The sequence below is a fragment of the Hyunsoonleella ulvae genome, assembly GCF_016827605.1.
Taxonomy (GTDB): Bacteria; Bacteroidota; Bacteroidia; order Flavobacteriales; family Flavobacteriaceae; genus Jejuia; species Jejuia ulvae.
In genome coordinates, this window is record NZ_JAEPJQ010000002.1 from 229,768 (window position 1) to 250,088 (window position 20,321).

The 20,321-nt window shown below is 35.8% G+C and carries 14 protein-coding genes; all 14 read right to left on the reverse strand.

Annotated features, from left to right (window positions below; all coding sequences use genetic code 11):
* Positions 1-2: 2 nt before the first annotated feature.
* The 14 genes from JS605_RS06715 to JS605_RS06780 all read right to left on the reverse strand — a co-directional run bounded on the left by JS605_RS06715 (position 3) and on the right by JS605_RS06780 (position 20,316).
* The gene (locus JS605_RS06715; RefSeq protein WP_203256932.1) at positions 3-1,937 is read right to left on the reverse strand and encodes an endo-beta-N-acetylglucosaminidase; all 1,935 of its coding nucleotides are present in this window, start codon (positions 1,935-1,937) and stop codon (positions 3-5) included.
* 42 nt (positions 1,938-1,979) lie between these two features.
* Positions 1,980-3,053, reverse strand: coding sequence for a mannonate dehydratase (locus tag JS605_RS06720; protein WP_203256933.1), 1,074 nt, complete (start codon positions 3,051-3,053; stop codon positions 1,980-1,982).
* A 7-nt stretch (positions 3,054-3,060) separates the two neighbouring features.
* Positions 3,061-4,248, reverse strand: a complete 1,188-nt coding sequence (locus tag JS605_RS06725) for a CaiB/BaiF CoA transferase family protein (protein WP_203256934.1) — start codon at positions 4,246-4,248, stop codon at positions 3,061-3,063.
* A gap of 2 nt (positions 4,249-4,250) precedes the next feature.
* Positions 4,251-5,021 (reverse strand): enoyl-CoA hydratase/isomerase family protein, encoded by a 771-nt coding sequence (locus JS605_RS06730; protein ID WP_203256935.1) that lies wholly within the window; start codon positions 5,019-5,021, stop codon positions 4,251-4,253.
* 2 nt (positions 5,022-5,023) lie between these two features.
* Positions 5,024-6,163 carry an extracellular solute-binding protein gene (locus JS605_RS06735; RefSeq protein ID WP_203256936.1) on the reverse strand — a complete coding sequence of 380 codons (1,140 nt, stop codon included), beginning with the start codon at positions 6,161-6,163 and terminating at the stop codon, positions 5,024-5,026.
* Between the two features lie 16 nt (positions 6,164-6,179).
* Entirely contained in the window at positions 6,180-7,268 is a 1,089-nt protein-coding gene (locus JS605_RS06740) for a lactonase family protein (protein ID WP_203256937.1), read from the reverse strand.
* A complete protein-coding gene (locus tag JS605_RS06745) occupies positions 7,269-8,072 on the reverse strand; it encodes an SDR family NAD(P)-dependent oxidoreductase (RefSeq protein ID WP_203256938.1) in 804 nt (267 codons plus the stop codon).
* 6 nt (positions 8,073-8,078) lie between these two features.
* On the reverse strand, positions 8,079-8,510 hold the full coding sequence (locus JS605_RS06750) for a cupin domain-containing protein (RefSeq protein ID WP_203256939.1): 432 nt from the start codon (positions 8,508-8,510) through the stop codon (positions 8,079-8,081).
* Between the two features lie 6 nt (positions 8,511-8,516).
* The gene (locus tag JS605_RS06755) at positions 8,517-9,968 is read right to left on the reverse strand and encodes a sugar porter family MFS transporter (protein WP_203256940.1); all 1,452 of its coding nucleotides are present in this window, start codon (positions 9,966-9,968) and stop codon (positions 8,517-8,519) included.
* 36 nt (positions 9,969-10,004) lie between these two features.
* On the reverse strand, positions 10,005-10,709 hold the full coding sequence (locus JS605_RS06760; protein ID WP_203256941.1) for an RraA family protein: 705 nt from the start codon (positions 10,707-10,709) through the stop codon (positions 10,005-10,007).
* A 29-nt stretch (positions 10,710-10,738) separates the two neighbouring features.
* A complete protein-coding gene (locus tag JS605_RS06765) occupies positions 10,739-13,591 on the reverse strand; it encodes a glycoside hydrolase family 38 N-terminal domain-containing protein (RefSeq protein ID WP_203256942.1) in 2,853 nt (950 codons plus the stop codon).
* A gap of 76 nt (positions 13,592-13,667) precedes the next feature.
* On the reverse strand, positions 13,668-14,693 hold the full coding sequence (locus tag JS605_RS06770) for a LacI family DNA-binding transcriptional regulator (RefSeq protein WP_203256943.1): 1,026 nt from the start codon (positions 14,691-14,693) through the stop codon (positions 13,668-13,670).
* A 110-nt stretch (positions 14,694-14,803) separates the two neighbouring features.
* Entirely contained in the window at positions 14,804-16,117 is a 1,314-nt protein-coding gene (fucP, locus tag JS605_RS06775) for an L-fucose:H+ symporter permease (RefSeq protein WP_203256944.1), read from the reverse strand.
* A gap of 167 nt (positions 16,118-16,284) precedes the next feature.
* Positions 16,285-20,316 carry a hybrid sensor histidine kinase/response regulator gene (locus JS605_RS06780; RefSeq protein WP_239000288.1) on the reverse strand — a complete coding sequence of 1,344 codons (4,032 nt, stop codon included), beginning with the start codon at positions 20,314-20,316 and terminating at the stop codon, positions 16,285-16,287.
* Between the last annotated feature and the right edge of the window lie 5 nt (positions 20,317-20,321).

Here is a 20,321-nt window from a genome sequence, read left to right on the forward strand (position 1 = left end):
CATCATTTTAAACTCACTTTTTTCAGGGAGGGTCTACTGTTAGAGTTGTTTTTTGAAACGGAAACTACTTGAATTTCTATTGTTTTTTGATTTTTATTTATTTTGAAAGGTGCCACATAATAATCTGTACTTCGTGTTTTACCCAACCAGATTTTCTTACCGTTTTTAATTCGATATATATTGTGAAATTCAGCTTGTTTATCGCCTTCAATATGTACATACAATTCCACGCTATCATCATGTTTAAAAGGTGCAATAGTCACTTTAGGCTTTTTAATGGCGGTATTGGATTTCTGTCTGATTGCCAATGCCCCAAGATATACCATATCTCCTTTGCTTCCTGAAAATTCGATTTCAATCTTAATAACTTTTAAACCTTTTAATTCTTCTAATAAATCAAAGGTATTTTCATTCCACACTTTATCTAATTTGACATGAAATGCATGTTTTGAACCATGATTTGTATAAAGTACGTATTGTAATTTCCCAACGCCCTTGCATGCTATATTCAATACCTCCTTACCGGTTAGACTTAGTGCTGTTTTGTATAGCGGAATTTTAGATAGTTCAACATTCGTTTTAGCTTCTATTTTTACCGATGAACCTCCCGTATAGCTTTCATTAAAATCAAAACCAATGTTAACCTTAGTAGTATCCACTTGCCATTGCCATGTGGGTAAAATATCTTGAATACTTAAATTATGCCATTCTGTATTGGATACTCTTTTTCCTTTTTCATTAAAAAAGCGCCCTAAGCCATAATTGAAATGGGTTGAAAATGGGAGTCTCTGAATAACCGAACGCGCAGGAATATATTTTGAAAAACCTTTCCATTCTTTAGATTGCCACGCAGGAACTTCTTCCTTTAAAATGGTACCGTTCCAAAATTTTTGTTCTTCCTCATAAACCGATTCTGGTTGTTTGTCTTTGGCTATATCAAAAGTAGAATTTGGCCAATATAAACCTATAGATGTTGTGTAAGGTTTTTCGTTTTTATATAAGCCTTTCCAGTTGGTTGGTGTTTTATAACTTTTGGATTGTACGTCAATACCAGAGTATAATTCCCACGGACTTCTACCCAAAGCTTTGGCACGTTTATGAGAATCTTCCAATTGTGTTTCACTCCAACCAAAATCAATAAACATGATATCTGAACGCTTTTCATCTTCTTTTTGAAAATACATGCTGTTGTGGTGATTCAACTCGTCTTGCCAAATGACGCGTCCATCTTCAATCATGGCGTCGTACCACATAATTTTTAGATGTCCGCTGGCTTTTTGTTGGTAATATTTTAAAAATTCTTGCATTAAGCGTGCCTCTTTTTCGCCCATACCATGGGTTTCTTGATTGATAAACCAACCTTCAAATCCGTAAAGTTTGGCTACTTCAATTAATTTATCTGCTACTAGAAAATTACCGGTATCATCTTGCTGTAAAAACTGGTGCACCCATTCCTCTTTCCCTCCATACACATTGGGCGGAAAAAATACGGTTCCCAAAATTTCAACACCATTTAAGTGGGCAGATTCTATCCAAAAAGCAGTTGGTGTTACAATGATGCCTTCGCCAGCAGAACCTCCCCATTGTACCAAATAATCAATATACTGCCAATATGGAAAGGCATACTGCTCTACTGTTTGAAACCCTTGGGAAGGGTGATTATTAGTAGTATATGGCGCAATTAAAGATATTACAGACGGCTCTGTACTTAATTCTGGATTGACTTGTGTGGTACTATCAACAAATCGGTCTTGTATTGGTAGGTAACTTTTATTGAATTTAACATTGTTATCTTCATTGGGGCTCCATTTTAAAAGCTCATCAATAAACCAATAAGAAGAGTAAGGCTGATGTTTTCCCATTCCACTCTGAGCACCAGAATAGTGAAAGACAGCAACTAAAAGTAGTGTCTGAAAAAGCATTTTTAATTGTCGCATAATGTACAGTTATATCTTTAATCTATGTTATCAACTTTAAAACTACTGTTCATGAATTAACTTAAGCGAGGCTTTCATAAACCCCATAGCATAAGCCATACCCGCATACCATGGTCCATCGCAACTCATTTGTGGGGTATGGTCTGGAATCAAAACACCTTCGAAATTATTTTTCTTTAAAATTTCTAAAATCTTAAACATATCGATATCTCCTTCATCTACAAATACTTCGTGGTAATTTGGCACTTTGCCAACAACATTTCTAAAATGAATATAGGCTATCTTGCTTTGTTTGCTGTATTGGTCTGTAGCTTCGTATACATCGCCTTCAGTCATTTCAGATATGGTGCCCAAACAAAACTCTAGGTTGTTATTATCACTAGGTTTCATATCTATTAAACGTTGATACATGTCAGGTTGATACACCAATCGTGGTGTGTTTCTAACATACGGCATTGGTGGGTCGTCTGGGTGGGCCGCCATCTTTACACCTGCCTCCTCGGCCACTGGTATCACATGGTCTAAAAAGTACTGTAAGCGCTCCCAAAGTATGGCATGCGACACTCTTTCTACAGTCCCTGCTGGTGCGTTATCATCATAGACCATATTCCAAACCATACCGTTTGGAATAGGTGTTTCATCAACCGAACCTTCCATACCTACGGAAACCGCTCCACCGCGGGCAAATGGTTTTTCAACCCTACTGGATACGCCTGCCAAAGAAAAATTATAACCGAAGACAGGAATTCCTACTTTACCCACAATTCGAATTTGTTCTTTAACCAGCTCTATTTGTTGTTCCTTTTTAGGGCCATCTAAAAGAATATCGTGCCATATTGAGGGGTCAAAATTCTCAATAGCGTACCACTCTAGTCCATGACTATTAATTTCTGCTTTAATCTTTAAAAGCTCCTCCAAAGACCATAGTTCTCCGTTACCTGCTTTTCCCCAGCCTTTGTTTCCCCCTATGGGTTGGTTGGCGTTAGATTTACTATTATCTGCATTCCCAAAATAATCTACCATGTGCACCACCACGTGTGTCGCTCCACATTGCTTTGCAAATTTATAATGCTGTTCGTTCAGCATGTGACGGTATAGTCCGAATCCTAATTTCATCTTATTATTATTTTTTGTTTAAAAATGTGTGGATATCCTCATCGGAATATCCACAATATTGCTTCAATATCTCTTCGGCATGTTGGTTGAGTAAAGGTGCCGGTTTTTCAATTTTTTGTGGTGTTTCACTAAACTTCACAGGAAAGCCTGTAGTTTTTACAGTGCCCACCTTTGGGTGTTCGTACTCCAAAATCATGTCATTATGTTTTATCTGTGGGTCTTCTACCATTTCTTTAAAACTATTGACTTGCGAACACCAAATGTCTTCTGCCAACAATAATTCTAACCATTCACTAGTGGTTTTGGTTTTAAAAACAGCATTAAAATCGTTTCGAATATTATCACGATTATCAATGATGTTATTCGATTTGTACTTCTCTGAATCATACTTGTCTAAACCAATGACTTGCGCTAGTCTTTGTACAGAATTCATCCCGATAGCAATGTAACCATCAGAAGTATCGTATAAACCATAGGGCGCACCCAACCAAGGATTTGGAATACCGCTTGCACTGCGCTCTGGATTTTCCCCTTTTAACAAAAAAGCTGTTATCTCTTGAATATGAAATCCTACTGCAGAACTCAATAAATTAGCTTCAATTTTTTGTCCTTTACCAGTGACACTCCTTGAATAAATACCAGCTAAAACCGATTGCACAATAAACAAACTGGTTAATAAATCGGCTTGACCTACTGCCGTAACCACGGGCAACCCATCTTTCTGTCCGTTTAAATAGGGAGCCCCACTTATGGACTGTGCCAGTAAATCCTGCCCTGGTCTTTTTAAATATGGTCCTGAAGCTCCGTATCCCGAGCTAGAGCAATATACTAATCCCGGATTCAGCGTTTTCATATCTTCATAACCCAAACCTAAGCGCTCCATTACACCAGGACGAAAATTTTCCAAAAGAATATCCGCCTTAGCAATTATATCTATTGCTATTTTTTTGCCTTCGTCAGATTTTAAATCGAGTGCTATACTTTTTTTATTTCTATTGAAACTTATAAATGAGATACTCTCCCCTTCGGGATATAAATTCCCATAGGAATAATGACGCATCCAATCGCCTTTTACCGGTTCTATTTTTATGATGTCTGCGCCCATATCGCCCAACATTTGTGTAGCCCATGGCCCTTGTGCCAACTGCGAAAAATCGGCTACTACCAATCCTTTTAAAGATCCGTGTTGTTCCATGTTTATTGTTCCGACTTTTTAATAAACTTTTGAATTGACATTTGCGCTTCTTTATCTAAGTATAATTGTTTAACTGCAATGGCCTCTTCATTGATACGCTCTTCAAAAGGTATTGTTGTTAAACTCATATTTGCCAGACGCTTTAATTGTGCTATAGATTTATGAGGTCTTCTTGAAAGTTTCCCTGCAAAACCCATCATTTCGGTTAAAAAATTATCGCTGGAAAACACCTGATTAACCAACCCCCAATCTTTTAAGGTATTGGCATCGTATTGCCCTCCTAGAAACAACATTTCCTTTACTCGGTTTATGCCTATTTTTTGGATTAATCGTTGCGTGCCACCACCACCAGGAACTAAACTTAAAAATACTTCTGGTAGCCCCATTTTTGCACTTTCAGATGCTACAATCATATCGCAAGCCAAGGCTATCTCACAACCACCACCAAGAGCAAAACCATTAACACCAGCTATCCAAGGTTTATGTGCATTTTCAATAGCATCATATAGTTGTTTCCCTTTTTCTTGAAAGGCGTCAAACTCTTCAGGGGTTTGGCTTCCGTATTCCTTAATATCGGCTCCTGCCATAAATGCTCTACCCGTTCCAGTAATTACTGCAACATGATAGTCAGATTGGGCGTTAATCCGATGGATGCCTTCAATTATTTCATCCATCATCTCCCGATTCATGGCATTTAATTGTGCTGGCCGATTAAATTTTAATACAGCAATGGCATCAGTAGTTTCAATGGTTATGGTTTTAAATGCTTTCATAACTAAACGGATTTGTAATAGTCGTTTAACGTATTCATTATTGCCTCTGAACTCGTATCTTTTAATATACCATCGTGAATAATATCGGCACCCTGTTCTTGAAATGCATTCCAACCCGGATGTTGCGGACGTATATAAGCGTTTTCAATAGTCCATTTTGTATCATTAAAAAAGTCGTTACATAACACATTGTTAGTTTTGCTCTCCCAAGCAGTTTTACTTGCGGGTTGCCCATCGTTTTTGGTAAACACACCTTTTTGAACCTCAGCACTAGCTGCATAGTTGACATACTTTGAAGCTATTTCAGGATGTTTGGTTAAGGCAGATACCGCTAGCCCTACACCTCCCATAATCGTTGATATATCTTTTTGTAATCCCGTAGGGCTATTTGTAAAATGCACTAGGTTTTTAGTATACCCTTTCCGGGAATAATTGGTGTACCCAAATAGATAAGGCGAATAAATTATACTTTCTTCATTACCCATATTATCCAGTATCTGAATAGGATTCCAGTTTAAGGATTGGGGATGACTATGTTCTACATGAAATTTTATATCATCTAAAGCAGAAATACCAACTTTGGAATTAATTTTATTATTATCAATAAATCCAGAACCAAAATTTTGAGCACAAAGCGTTAAAAAAGTACACCAAATATCTGTTGGACAAAGTGCCCAAGCCACTGAAAACCCAGATGGTAACTTTTTATAAAATGCTTTTAATTCCTCCTGATTTTTAGGTAAGCTCAGTTCCAAGCTATCTATAATATCTTTTCTGTAAGATGCCACTAAGGCTGCCGCATCTATTGGAGTGGCGTAAAAGTGGTCCTCGCAATTATAGATATCGAAGCATTTTCCTAAAGCCTGTTGTTTCAAGGCATCTAATGCTTCGGGGGTTATATAGTTTTCCAACTGAAGTAGCAAGCCTTTTTTGTGGGCTTGCCCCATGTAGGGATGGTCTATGGTTATGATATCAAAATTTTCAATTAAATCTTCGATAGGTGTATCCCCAAATTCCTTTAGGGAACGCACTTTCCAAGTGATATTGACATTTGGATTATTTTCTTGAAATGCCTTTGATGTAGCTATGAGTGGTTCATACCCTCTTGGATGGTCCCATGCTATGCCTTTTAATTCAATCATTGTTAACTCAATTAAACTATAACCAGCAAATATTTACTGGTGTATTTACTTTAAATGTTGATTTTTTTTGAAGTGTGCCATCATTTGTATTTATCTCAAACACTACTAAGCTATTGCTATCCTGATTAGCGACTACAAGCCATTTGCCTTCAGGATGGATATTAAAGTCTCTTGGTGTTTTACCATAGGTACTTTGATGCCCCACAAGTGATAATTGCTTGGATTGGGCATCAATTTTAAAAATGGCAATGGTTTCAGAACCGCGATTGGATGCGTATAAGAACTTCCCATTGGGATGCATTCGTATGGCCGCACCACCAATTGCCCCATCATGATTTTCAGGAATAAAACTTATCTTTTGAATGCTCTTACTATCACTTTTCTTTACATCTACAACAAAAATCTCTCCTGTTAATTCTCCCAGTACATAGGCAAACTCTTGATTGTTATCCATAACCATGTGTCGTGCACCACTTCCTGGCTCAATTGATATATCTAAAACTGGATTGCTCTGCCATTTTTGTTCTTTATCTTGCCATTGGTAGGCCTTTGCGGTATCTAAAGTTAAATCTACAGCAAACATCTGATTGTCGGCAAAAGGGTATATCATGTGGGCATGTGCCGCTTCTTGCCGTTCTTTATTAGGACCAACACCTTCGTGCCGGATGTCTTGTGAATATGGATTAAGACTACCATCTGCGTTTATGGGATAGGATAAAATATTTCCTGACATGTAACTTGCCAGTACCAATTTATTTTCAATAATAGCTAGATGACATGCGTAATCGCCATTGATAGGCTGTGAATTAATAAGGCGTAAACCTCCATTATTTTCAATCTTATAGGCATGTACCTTTGGTTTGAGATTTTCTTGGGTTTCCTCAACCGCATAAAGGTATTTTTTGTCGTCAGAAATTACCAAGTAACTCGGATTTCGCTGTTTCGTATAGCTTTTTTCGGTAATTTCTCCTGTTTCTAAATTAAATTCAAAACACCCAATACCTTTTCCTTCTGGATTTTCTGCCGGAGTGCCTTGCCCCGTATAGCTTCCTGTATAAAAAACACCCATACTTTGTAATGCAATTGTTATTAAAATTAGTTTCATCTATTTATTCGTTTTTCTCGGAGGACGAGGGTCGTATTGAATCGTGTGGTTCATGTAGGCACCATCGATGTACAAATCTGCCCCGTTGATATACTCTGCCATATCACTTGCTAAAAATGCCACGGTATTGGCTACTTCGGTAACATTACCTATTCGTCCAGATGGTATCCAGTCATGAAACTTCTCCCGTCCAAATTTGTTGATTTCTTCTCGGTTCATATTCGTTTCAATAGCTCCTGGCGCTACAGATACCACTCTAATGTTATCTTCTGCCAACTCTAAAGACAGACATTTTGTAAACATCTTTAATCCTGCTTTTGCAGAACAATAATGAATCAATCCCTTTCTGGGAACCGTATCATGAATTGAGGAAATATTTATAATAACACCGCCTCCATTATTTTCCATACGTTTTCCTGCTTCTTTAGCACATAAAAAAGGGCCTTTTAAATTGATGCCCATTACCCTATCCCATTCGTCTTCTTCTAAATCTAAAACATGTTGAACGCTTTCGCTACCAGCATTATTTACAAGAATATCAATAGTGCCAATTTCGGCATCCATTTGACTGAACATATCCTTAACTTCGGAAGCTTTTGCCACATTGGCTTTTCCTATCCTTACCGTAACATTATACTTTGATGTTATCTCATCTGCTACCTCCTGTGCTTTATCTTTATTACTGTAATAATTGATAAATACATCAGCACCACACGCCGCCAATGCTTTACAAATTCCTGCACCGATACCTTGACTTCCTCCTGTTACTAGGGCTTTTTTGCCTTTTAAGTTAATTTGTGTCATTGGCTTTTAATCTTTTTGGTTATTAAAACAAGCTGTTACCTTCTGTTTTAATTCAGCTATTTGCGTATCATTTAATTGAAAAAACTCAAAGTCTGATATATGTGTATCTGATTTTTCTACTATAATAATCTCGCTTCCTTCTTTCATAGCTATATTATGCCACACATTGGCAGGAATATTATATGTGATGTTGGGTTTTAGTAATTCTGCTTCAAAGGTTACACTATCGCCTTCAATTTCAGCCCCAATTAATACGGCCTCTCCTTTTAATAGAATAAATACCTCATCGGTTAAAAAATGGACATCCAATTTTTTTATATTATCTATATGTTGCTCTGGCATATAGTTTAATTGTGCCACTTGCCAGCCCTCTCGTATTAAAAACGGATGGTATCCATTAGCTTCTACTTTGTACTGTTCTATAACGGTTGTGCTCATATTATTTTAGTCTTTTGTTCTATCTTGTTTCCAAGACATTTCTATCTCTTCTAATGTTTTGCCTTTTGTTTCTGGTACAAACTTCCATATAAACCAAATGGCTGGGAGTGTTAATGCGCCGTATAAAAAGAAAGTCCCCGACGGTTTTATAGTTTCTATAAACACAGGGTTGGTAAGTGTGATAAAAAAACCTGTAACCATTAATGATAAACTACCAATACTTACGGCTAAACCTCTAATTTTAGTGGGGAATATTTCGCTAATAATGACCCAAACAATAGGACCATAGGAAAAGGCAAAACATGCTACATACAATAATAATGGAATAATGACCAAACTAGAACCTAGGGCAAATAAGGTAGCTACACCAAACAATGAAATGGCGGCACCTATGACGCCAATTAGAAGTAATTTTCTTCTTCCGTAACGCTCAATATTCATAATAGCTACAAACGTGAAAATGGAATTTACCAATCCTACTAAAACCGCTCCCAAAAAGGAACTTTCTACACTTTTTATAGACTCATTTAAAATATTTGGCGCAAAATACATGATGGCTGCAATTCCGCTTAAATGTGAAAACATTGGCAATAGAATACCTATTAAAAATGGTCGTCTTAAATAGGGCTTTAGCAAATCTTTAAAACCTTGAGATTCTGATTTTACTACAGATTGTATCTCGTCCATTTGAGATTTAGCCATAAATTCTCCCATGGTTTTAACCATAATGGCGTAGGCTTTATTTTCCTTACCATTTACCGCTAACCATCTTGGACTCTCTGGCACTAGGAATAACAGCACCAAGAACAATAATGCTATGGGAATTTCTGTACCAAACATACCACGCCAAATTTCTTCTACAAATAACCAGTTCCAAAACCCTCCGTTTTCTTGCGTTACAACCCCAGCCACGTCTCCTGCCGCATTTAGTACCATCCAGTCCACTAAAAAGGCTAACAGAATACCTAGTGTTATTGAAAGCTGATATAGCGACACCATTTTTCCTCGCTTTTCGGGTAATGTTAATTCTGAAATGTATATGGGTGCTACAACTGACGTGATGCCTACGCCTATACCGCCTATGATTCTAACCACAACTAAAAATACAAATGAGTTTTTAGAAGATGCCGACATCCAATAGGCATTGTTCAAATCGCCTAAAAATTGAGGCGGTAACATAGAACCAAATGCAGAAAGCAACAAACATGCTGCTGCCACTATTAAGGCTTTTTTTCTACCAAACTTGTCCGTAATACTTCCCGAAATCACACATCCTAAAATGGTGCCCAAGAGTGCCGAAGACACGACCCACCCCAACATACTTGATGACAGGTTATATTGACTTTCTAGAAATGTGTTACATCCTGAAATAATGGCGGTATCGTACCCAAAAAGAAAGCCCCCAATGGTGGACACAAAGCTGATGCCATAAACGTAAAATGATGTATTGGTTTTCATAATTTATATTTAGTTAGTGTTGGTTTGGTTTTTCTTCTACATAATTCCAAATTTGTTGTAGGCATCTACAGTACTCATCCCTTCTTCCAAAGCTTTTTTTACAAGTTGCTCTCCCCTTGCCTTTTCTATAGCTCCTGCAAACGCTTTTTCTTCTACTTCTTTTGGCACTACAACTACACCATCCCTATCTCCATAAATAATGTCGCCTGGATTTATGCGTGTACCTTCTATTTCTATAGGCACTCTATAATCTATTACTTTACCTCTTGGGCCTTGGTCCTGTGCATAGCCTCCGTAAGAAAATGTTGGGAAATTAAGATTTAAAACTTCGTTGGTATCTCTTGAATAGCCATGAAGTACAGCGCCTGCGGCCTTAAGTTTCATAGCGCGGGTACTCATTAATCCTCCCCATAGGGCATATCTAGGAGAAGACCCTGAGCAGATGTAAACTTCATCTTCTTTTAAATCGTCTAAGGCTTCAAACATAATCCCGAATGGTTTTTTCATCATGGGGTTTTTGGTGTCTTTTACAGACTCTTCAAAAACATCGGCCTCTAAAACTGGCATTGCTCTACCTATAACCACAAAATCTGTATTTAATGGTTTTATATTAGGCGGTAAAAATTGATGTTGATATCCCAACGTATCTAAAATATCGCCTACTAAGGCTACAAATAATTCTGACTTGGCTATGGCGAATAGCTCTTTATCATCATTCCAAATTTTATTAGTATTGCTCATATCGTTTGATTACAAAATGTTAATTCCTGTTACTTTAAAATTATTTTATAAGTTTCAATAGCATTGTGCCCAATGTCTATTTTAATATCTTTTCCACTTAAATTCAATGTTTCTGCGTCTTCTTCAATTAAATTAGTTTTTATAACTTTTGAAGCCTCTTTAGGTAGTGATATTGTGGGTTGACTGTCTTTACCATCTAGTTCTACCAACCTTAACACGAGAGCATCTTCATCTTCTGCTTTCTTAATGGTAGTAACACGTACCATCGGATTGGAAATATCAAAAAAGCTCTTACTTTCAGGTAAACTACCCTCTTTATTCTTTGTTTTTTGAGAGCATACTTGAAGTGGATGATGTGCGTCATTACTAAACTTATACGCTATGGCATCACTTGCTTGATGTGATGTTATTGAAAATTCAAAATGATGGTCTCCTGTTTGGTGGTACCAATTCCCTTCGCCATGACAACTTTTATGTGAAGCCATTAAAATACCTTGAAGTACGGTGTATTCAACAGATTCTCTGGTTGGGTCTATCCAATCTGCTACGGCCACACCAGAAGCTAAGGTAACTTGAAAACCATCCTTTTCTGAAGATATAAAATTCATAACCTCTCTTGGATGAATCTCCACAGGCTTTTGGTCGTAAGTACCAACCCAAGACCAGCCTCTCGGTGCTTGTTTCATTTCAGATTTTCTAACTTCGGCTATGGCCAGAGGTACTTCGTATTTAATAGTAGTCTCTTCCATATCTAAAGGCAAAGCAAATCTAAACTCCCTGTTATGTGTGCCATCCCAATCTAAAATATCTATTGAAAAATCTATTTTCTTAATATGATGATGCACTTTTATGTGTTGAACTATGTTGGCATGTTTAAACTTAACACGGTTTTCATAAAGTGTGTATACAGCACCATCATTCACAATTTTCCAGTTACCTGTGTGTAAACTTGTTTTATCAAATCCGTCCATTTTTGGGGCTGTCATTTGTGTAAACTCTCCCGCACCATTCCCATCATATTTCATTGAAAGTATATCGCCTCCAGCAAACCTTGTAGTCTTTACAACCTCTTTATTTGACTCTCTATCTAATAAATACGTCATACCACCTTTTCCTAATCGCATTTCATAAAATTGATTCCATAGGGCATTAGGTTTTACAGTCTTGTTGACTTTAAATGTTTTTCTACCTTTCTTTAAGTAAAAGGTAGCATAGCCCAAAGAGGGTAATTTAGATGCTACAAACTCCAAAGTTCTTATACCCTTTTGCGTACTGATTTGAGACGGTACCACATTACCATTTTGGTCTATAACATAATAGTTGGAATTATCATTTAAAGCCACTTTAGCAGTTGCCTTTCTTTCCCAAGACAGGTCATTGTAAACCACCATCGCATTGTTGCGCTTGGTTTTCACATTACTTGAAATGGAGTGGATTGACTTTTCAATTAAACGGTCTGCTTCTGATGCCGAAAATTCCAATTTTGCACGGAAAATACTATCTGTAACATGTCCGTTTTTGCCACCCCAACCGTGGTCTGGATAAATTGACGCTTCAAAAGCTTCCGAAAGTGCTTCTGATGGATAGTCTTTAAACGACCCTTTTAAAGTAGCATCAATTGAAGCAAAAATTTCTGCTGATGGTAATAAGCGCCCTGCTTTTCTTGAAGCTGTAATAGCCTTTGCGTGACCAGGTCCATGAATGTATGACCAAATGTTAGGTCTTTCGCCGTCTACAGTTTCAAATTTAGCTTCAGGTGTTTTTATTTCATTCATCAACGCTGTTACTGTGGAATGTCTAAGATTGGGCATTTTAACCCCAGTTTTCTTTAGAATTTCATTCCATTCTGAAACAATGTTTCCATAGTTGTTAGGTCCTGAAGCATCATTACTTATCACTATAGCAAAATGTGGTGGTAGGTTGTGTTCTTTATAATAATCGCTCCACATTTTTACTCTAGATTGCAATTTATGCATAGCTTCTATAGCATCTTGTTCAAAGAGCTTGTAGAACATAACCGCCCAGCCATAATTCCCAGGACTGTATGTTGGGATTTTCGAACCATCTGGAGAATACCAGTTATAAAAACCTTCTTTCATTCTAGATACAAATAAGTTCTCTATACCAGATTTAGCCAGTACTTGTGCTGATTGCAACGTTCTTCCGGGCACATCTGTATTGTAAACAGTAACGGCATCTGCGCCTTCAAGGTTCTTTATAATCCAACGTCTTCCAAAATAGAGCTCACGAATTAACTGCTCGTCGGTTTGCATGCCTTCATAAGGCTGATTATAGGTTCCTCCCCATTTAAATCTTCCTTCCTGTGAACGTAATATAATCTCCTCTTTGCGCTCTGGAAATTCTTCTAAAAACTCCATTAAATCGAGTGTTTGCTCCATTCCAAAGTGGAAATTTTTATCGGTTTTCATAATATCTAAAGCAGGTGCTACGATATGATGAATACGCTCCTCCCTACACTTATCTGGTGTATCTACCCAGGCAATATCTTGATGTGATGATGAAATAACATGCAACGTACCCTCACTAAAATAGCCCCAATCTGATGTTACTAATGGTGTAAATAATTGTTTAGAAGTATTTTTTCTTGATTTCCCTACAAAGGTTACGCTTTCGGGGGTGCCAAAAACGGGCAACCATACCCATGCTTTACCATCTTGTTGCTTTACTTCGGCGGTTCTTCCACTAGCAAAATCTAACCGTTTGTATATGTTAACATCATCAATATTTAAACTCGCCTTTGCCAGCAAATTCCCTGAAACTTCTTTATACTCATAAGGCTCTACATAAGTTATATTAATAGTGCTTTGCCCATAGGCTAACCCTACCATTAACATCAGCATTAAAAATGTATAATTTTTCATTTAATTCTTAGCTATTTAAATTTATTAATTGTCTTACTAAATCGGTTTAGTTTATTTCTAAAAAAACTCGCTAAAGCTATTTTTTTGTTCCGCAAGACCCTCTTACTTCTAGTTTTGTTTTTAAAACTTCTACTTGTGTTTTGGTCTTAACTGTACCCGCTATTTTATTTAAAAGTATATCTGTTACTGCTCTTCCAATGGCTTCAACAGGTTGCACTACTGCTGTAATTGGAGGTTCTACTATATCAAAAGCACTTAGTTCATCAAAACTTACTATGGCAACGTCATCTGGTACATTTACGTCTAATTTTTTAAGTACCCGCAACCCTTGAGAGGCCAAATAATGTGTTGAAAATACTATGGCATCAACGGGTTCTGCTCCCCGGAGTAAGTCTTTAATAGCGCTTTCTATTTCATTAAAATATTCTTCTCTACTAATCTCTTGTATATGGTCCTTATTCTGAACTAAATTATGACTTTTAAGCGCGTCGCAATAACCTTTTAAACGTTGGGCTATTGGTTCTAAGCCTGGTTTTAATGTTACAAAACCTATACGTTTTCTTCCTAAGCTAAGTAGATGTTCTGTTACTTTTTTTGAACCATAGAAATTATCTACAATAACATGGTCTGTATCCATATCTGGATAATGCCTATCAAACAACACAAAGGGAAACTTTTCTTTCTTTAAAAAATCTATTTCCTTTTGATTTTTTTGGGTAGACGCAATCACTAATCCATCTACTTGCCTATTAAGCATAGACCTTATAAGTTCTCCTTCAGTTTCAGGGTTTTCGTAAGAACTACTAAATAGTACTGTATAACCTTTTTCTTTTGCTTTTCTTTCAATAAAACCAGCTACTTTAGAGTAAAAGGTATCTGATATGTTTGGGATAATCAGCCCAATGGTTTCACTTTTACCCATACTTAAACCACGTGCTAACTGGTTTGGAATATAGTTATGCGCTTTGGCAAAGTCTATAATCTTCTGTTGGGTCTCTTGGCTTATCTTATTTTCATCGCCTTTTCCATTTAACACCAGTGATACTGCCGTTTTAGAAACATTTAGTTCTTTCGCTACATCCTTCAAATATAATTTCTTCATAAAAATGAACTAAATCGGTTTAGTTTACTGTATTACAAAGAAAAGTAAATAGATTTTATTTTCAAAAAAAATTGCTTTCTAAATCATTTGTGGCATGAAAACAAGTATGTTTATATTTTTGGAGGTTGATTTAAATTAACAAAAAAACCATACCATGTAATGTAAAAGAAACACATTAGAGGTAATACAAATGAAAAGTTAACCTCTGTAACACCTAATATGTCTGTATCTGAAACTCCACTGCCTCCTAAATCTATAATCATACCTTGTAACTTTGGCATTAAAGCACCTCCTACAATGGCCATTACTAATCCAGCCGAACCTACTTTAGATTGTTCCTCGGTTAAATCTTTAAGGGCAATACCATAAATGGTTGGGAACATTAAAGACATACAAAAAGATACGCCAACTAATGCATACAAACCAACAACACCTTTAATAAAAATGGTACCCAGCACAAAACACATGGCTAGTATGGCAAAAATCATGAGTAACTTACCTGAACCAATAAATCTTAACATATAAGTTCCTATAGCTCTTCCCAATGTGAATAAAATAAAAGCTACCATTTGATAATATCCAGCAGTTACGCTATCCATACCTATGCCCTCTGCATATTGGTAAATATAGGTCCAACACATAATTTGTGCTCCCACATACAGTATCTGCGCCAGTACACCCAAAATATATTTCTTGTTTTTGAATAATACTGAAAATGTATTGCCCATACTTGGCATCTCCCCTTCTTCTCTAGCTTGGGGCATTTTACTCACTAAAAACAACACAAAAACACCAACCAGTACCAGACCAAGAATAACATATGGATTCCTAATGACCAGTAAATCTGAAGTTTTAATAAGAATTTTAGATGCTTCATCCAAAGCACTAAAATTTTCAATATCATCAGATTGTAGATTTTTAAGCACAAACTGTTGTGCCACAAATAATCCCAATATGAGTCCTACTGGATTAAATGCTTGTGCTAGATTTAAACGTTGCGTAGCTGTTTCTTTTGGCCCCATAGCCAGAGCATAAGGATTTGCCGCTGTTTCTAAAAATGCTAGTCCGAAAGTTAAAATATAAAGTCCCAAACAGAAAAACCAAAATAGTTCTGTTGTGGCCGCGGGATAGAACAACAAGGCTCCAACGGCATATAGTCCTAATCCAATTAATATTCCTGTTTTATAAGAGTATTTCCTCATAAACATTGCCGCTGGTAGTGCCATACAAAAATAGCCTCCATAAAATGCCATTTGCACCCATGCCGCTTGTGAATTTGATAGCTCCAATACTTTTTTAAAGGCTTGAACCATGGGGTCGGTTACCGCATTGGCAAATCCCCACAGGGCAAATAAGGAGGTCACTAGAATAAATGGTATAACCATTTTTTTGGGAACAACTGGTGTCTTTTCTCTATGCGCCATAATGAATTTTAATAATTGAATGTTTAATGAATCCCAAATATGTATTAAGCTGTATTAATTTATACAGACATATTGTTCAAATTCATGGAAATTTCAATTAAAGGAGAGCTAAAGGTATCGATAGCTTGATAAGCTACTGATGCCATAAATGCTTAAAGCCTAGTTTACTATTTAAGTAATTCGCTTGGAGAATACCCAAATTGTTTTTTAAAGACACGGCTAAAATATAGTGGGTCATTAAAGCCGACTAAATCTGATACTTCTGATACATTATAACGTTTAGTTTTTAAGAGCTCGGCAGATTTTTTTAAACGGATGGTTCTTATAAACTCATTAGGCGATAAATTAGTAAGCTGCTTAATTTTTCTATATAATTTCGAGGTACTCATAGCCATTTCGGTGGAGACGAAACTTGGTGTTAATTGAGACGAATTCATATTGGTTTCGATAATCTCTTTTATTTTAGATATCAAATCAATATCTATCTGCGAATGAGCTAAGGTCATCACATCACTTTCTGCCTCTCCTGAGAATTGTTGTTTTAACTCAAAACGTATTTTAATTACGTTTTCAATTCGAGATTTTAGTAAGGCGGGGTCAAATGGCTTTACCAAATACCCATCTACACCAATTTTATAGCCTTTAATCCTATTTTCATTTTCTGCTAAAGCTGTTAGTAAAATTACAGCCGTATGGCTCAGGTTTTCATCATTCTTAATGGCTTTAACAAATTTAAATCCATTCATTACAGGCATCATAACATCTACTACACACAGGGCAGGTTTCACTTTTTTACAGATTTCTAAACCTTCTTTACCATTTTCAGCTTCATAAACTTTGTAATAATCAGATAAATAGTCTACGATGTATTGCCTTAATTCTGGATTATCTTCAATGACCAACACTTCGTGTTTTATATCGGCATCAAAAATAACCTTGGTGTCTTTAACCCTTAGCAGCGCCTTAGGTTCTTCACTTGTAATACTTTCAAGTTGTTTTTGGGTATCTTCATTATCCAGCTCTAGGATTTCATCTAATGTATAGGCGTCTTTATTAACAGGTAACTCTACCGTAAAAACACTCCCTTGGTTGGGCTCGCTTTCTACGTTTATATTGCCTTTGTGGATTTCTACAAGTGCCTTTACTAAAGACAGCCCTATTCCCGTTCCTGTGGTGTTCTTTTTACTATTCCTCGCTTGATAAAATCTTGAAAAAATCTTCTCTTGACTTTCTATTGGAATACCAATACCATCGTCACTAACTTCAATAATTAATTTATCCTTTTCATTATCTTTTATACCAATGAATAAATCTACATTGCCAAAATTGTTTGTAAACTTCATGGCATTGGATAATAAATTGTACAGGATTTTATTCAATTTGTCAAAATCCACCCAACACACAATGGCTTCATCTTCTGTATTAAAGTTGAAGTTTATGTTTTTTGATTCTGCTAACTCTACGAATGAGTAAAAGATACTTTTCGTAGTCTGCAATACGTCAACTTCTGAAACTTTTAATCTTAATTCGCCCGTTTCTGCCCTTCTAAAATCTAATATCTGGTTTACAAGCCTTAAAAGTCTATTTGCATTTTGATGAATTAAACTAATTTTATTTTTGGCACGTTGCCCGTTGTAATCTTGGTTTAATAGTTGTTTGGCAGGCCCTAATATTAATGTTAATGGTGTTCGTAACTCGTGGGAAATGTTGGTAAACAAACGCAACTTTTCATTATTTAAGCGTTCATCACGTTCCCTCCTATCCTTTTCTAACAAAAGTTCTTGCTTTAAGCGAATACGGTATTTAATCTGCTTCCTTAAGAAATATATTAGTATGGAGAGCAATACTAAAACGATGATAAAAAACTGATAGGTTAGCCAAAACGGAGGCGCTATTGTAATGTTGTAGCTTGAAACGTCACTCCAGTAACCATTGTTATTAGAAGCCTTTACTTGTAAGGTATATTTTCCTGGATATAGGTTAGTATACTGTATGGCTCTAGAATTACTGGTTGTTGTATTCCATTTATTATCAAACCCTTCTAGTTTATATTGGTACGTGTTTAAACGCTCATTGGCGTAAGAAGGGATTGAGAACTCTATTGAAAAATTCCGATTTCCATAGGTTAATTCTACATTATTGTCATAATTTAAATCTTTATTTAAAACAATTTGATTATCAATTCTAACACCTGGTAATACTTCTTCGTTTTGTATTTTAAATTCTGTTATTAAAGGTTTTGGTGCATTGGTGTTTTCTTTAATATCTACAGGAGAAAAATAAATAATGTCCTTATCGCCACCTATATAAATTCTTGTATTATCATATTGCAAAAACCCTCTTTTGTTTATGAGGTTAGAACGTACTCCGTTATTGATATGAAACGACCTATATTCATTTTTCTCAGGGATATATTTTACAATTTTGTTATAGTTCATATTTAACCATAAGCATCCGTTGATGTCGGTAGCTATATCGGTTATCCAACTATTTTTTAATTCTGAAGGGTCTTCCTTGGGTAAAAAATTATCTTTCTTGGCATCATAATAATTTAATCCCTTTCTTGTAGCTACCCAAACATTGCCGTTAACATCAACAATAATATCTTTTACTTTGTTATTGGATAAACTTTCTTTATTTACTTCATGTTTATAATGCCTAGTTTCTTTGGTGTGGGTATTATATTTAAAGACACCCTCTTCTGTGGCTAACCAAACTATATTGCCTCTATCTGGAACAATTTTATTTACATCATTTAAGGCTTGTAGTTCGCTATTTATCTTAGAATATGTTTTTGTATTTAAATTATATTCTACCAATCCTTCCCCTACAGAACCTATCAACAATTTTTCTTTTGATGTTTGATGAAAGGTTAATACTGGAGATGATGTAAACCCTACGTTTAAAAGTCTCTCGCGCTTTGTTTTTAAATTAAATGCTACAACTTTACCACTCCACAACCCAACATAAAAATCGATATTATTCACGGTGTAAATACTACTTATTTTCGTGTATTTATTTAATATTTGTGTGAAACCATTTTCATCTTTTAAAAATATCCCGTTGGAATGTGTTCCTATTAAAAGTTTGTCATTATACGTTTTAGCAAAGCAACTTATAATGGGGATACTACCTTTTGAAGTGAAATTTGCCTTTATGGTTTTAAATTGATTTTCGTAAGGGTCTAACTTATCAAGACCATTCTCTGTACCCACCCATAGTATTCCTGAATAATCGAAAAAAAGTGATAACACATAGTTATTAGCGAGAGAGCTTGTATTGCTAATATCTGGAACATATCGTTTATATGTATTACGTTTTATCTCATCGATACTTTCACATTCAATGATACCGTTAGAGGTACCAAACCAATATTTACCATCTGGAGCAACTGTATAACACCTAAAGTACTCTCCTAAACCATCTTTGTGAAGCAAACGGAATTTAGCTTCTTGCTGGTTGTATTTATAAAGCCCGTCTTTGGTTCCTATATACAAATCATTTTGGTGGTCTTCTAGAATAAAATAAGCATCAGAGTCATTTTGTAATTCGCCTTTGGCAGGAAATAATCTATGGTTTAGTAACTGACTTATCTTATTGTTTTTATCTATGGTAAAACTAAAAACTCCCATATTGAATGTTGTAAACCATATTTTCCCGTTACTGGTTTGATATATCGACCTTATATTTTTTACACCTTCAATATCTACTTCATGAAATTTATCGTCTTTTTCATCATAAAAACAAATTCCATTTTGCATGGTACCTACCCATAATCTATCTGAATTATCAATAAAAACAGACCTGATTTTATCTCCTATTATTTTATTTTTTTCATTCTTATTGGCATGATAGGTTTTAAAAGTATGAGTAGATATATTATACTTTGTTAGCCCAAAATCTGTTGCTATCCACAGGTTATCATGTTTATCAATTACAATTTCTAGAATATCATCGCTATGTAAGTAATTAGGTGTGTTAACCTTACTTTGATAGGCCTTAAAATCGTAACCATCAAATCTATTTACACCTCCAAAAGTACCAATCCATAAAAACCCGTTACTATCTTGTACTATATCCCTAACCGAGTTATGCGACAATCCATTTATTTCATTGTAATGTTCAAAAACCAGTTCTTGTGCTTGTGCGTAACAGCAAAACAAATACATGGTAAAACATAGGAAATTGAACTTTTTCAAGGCAA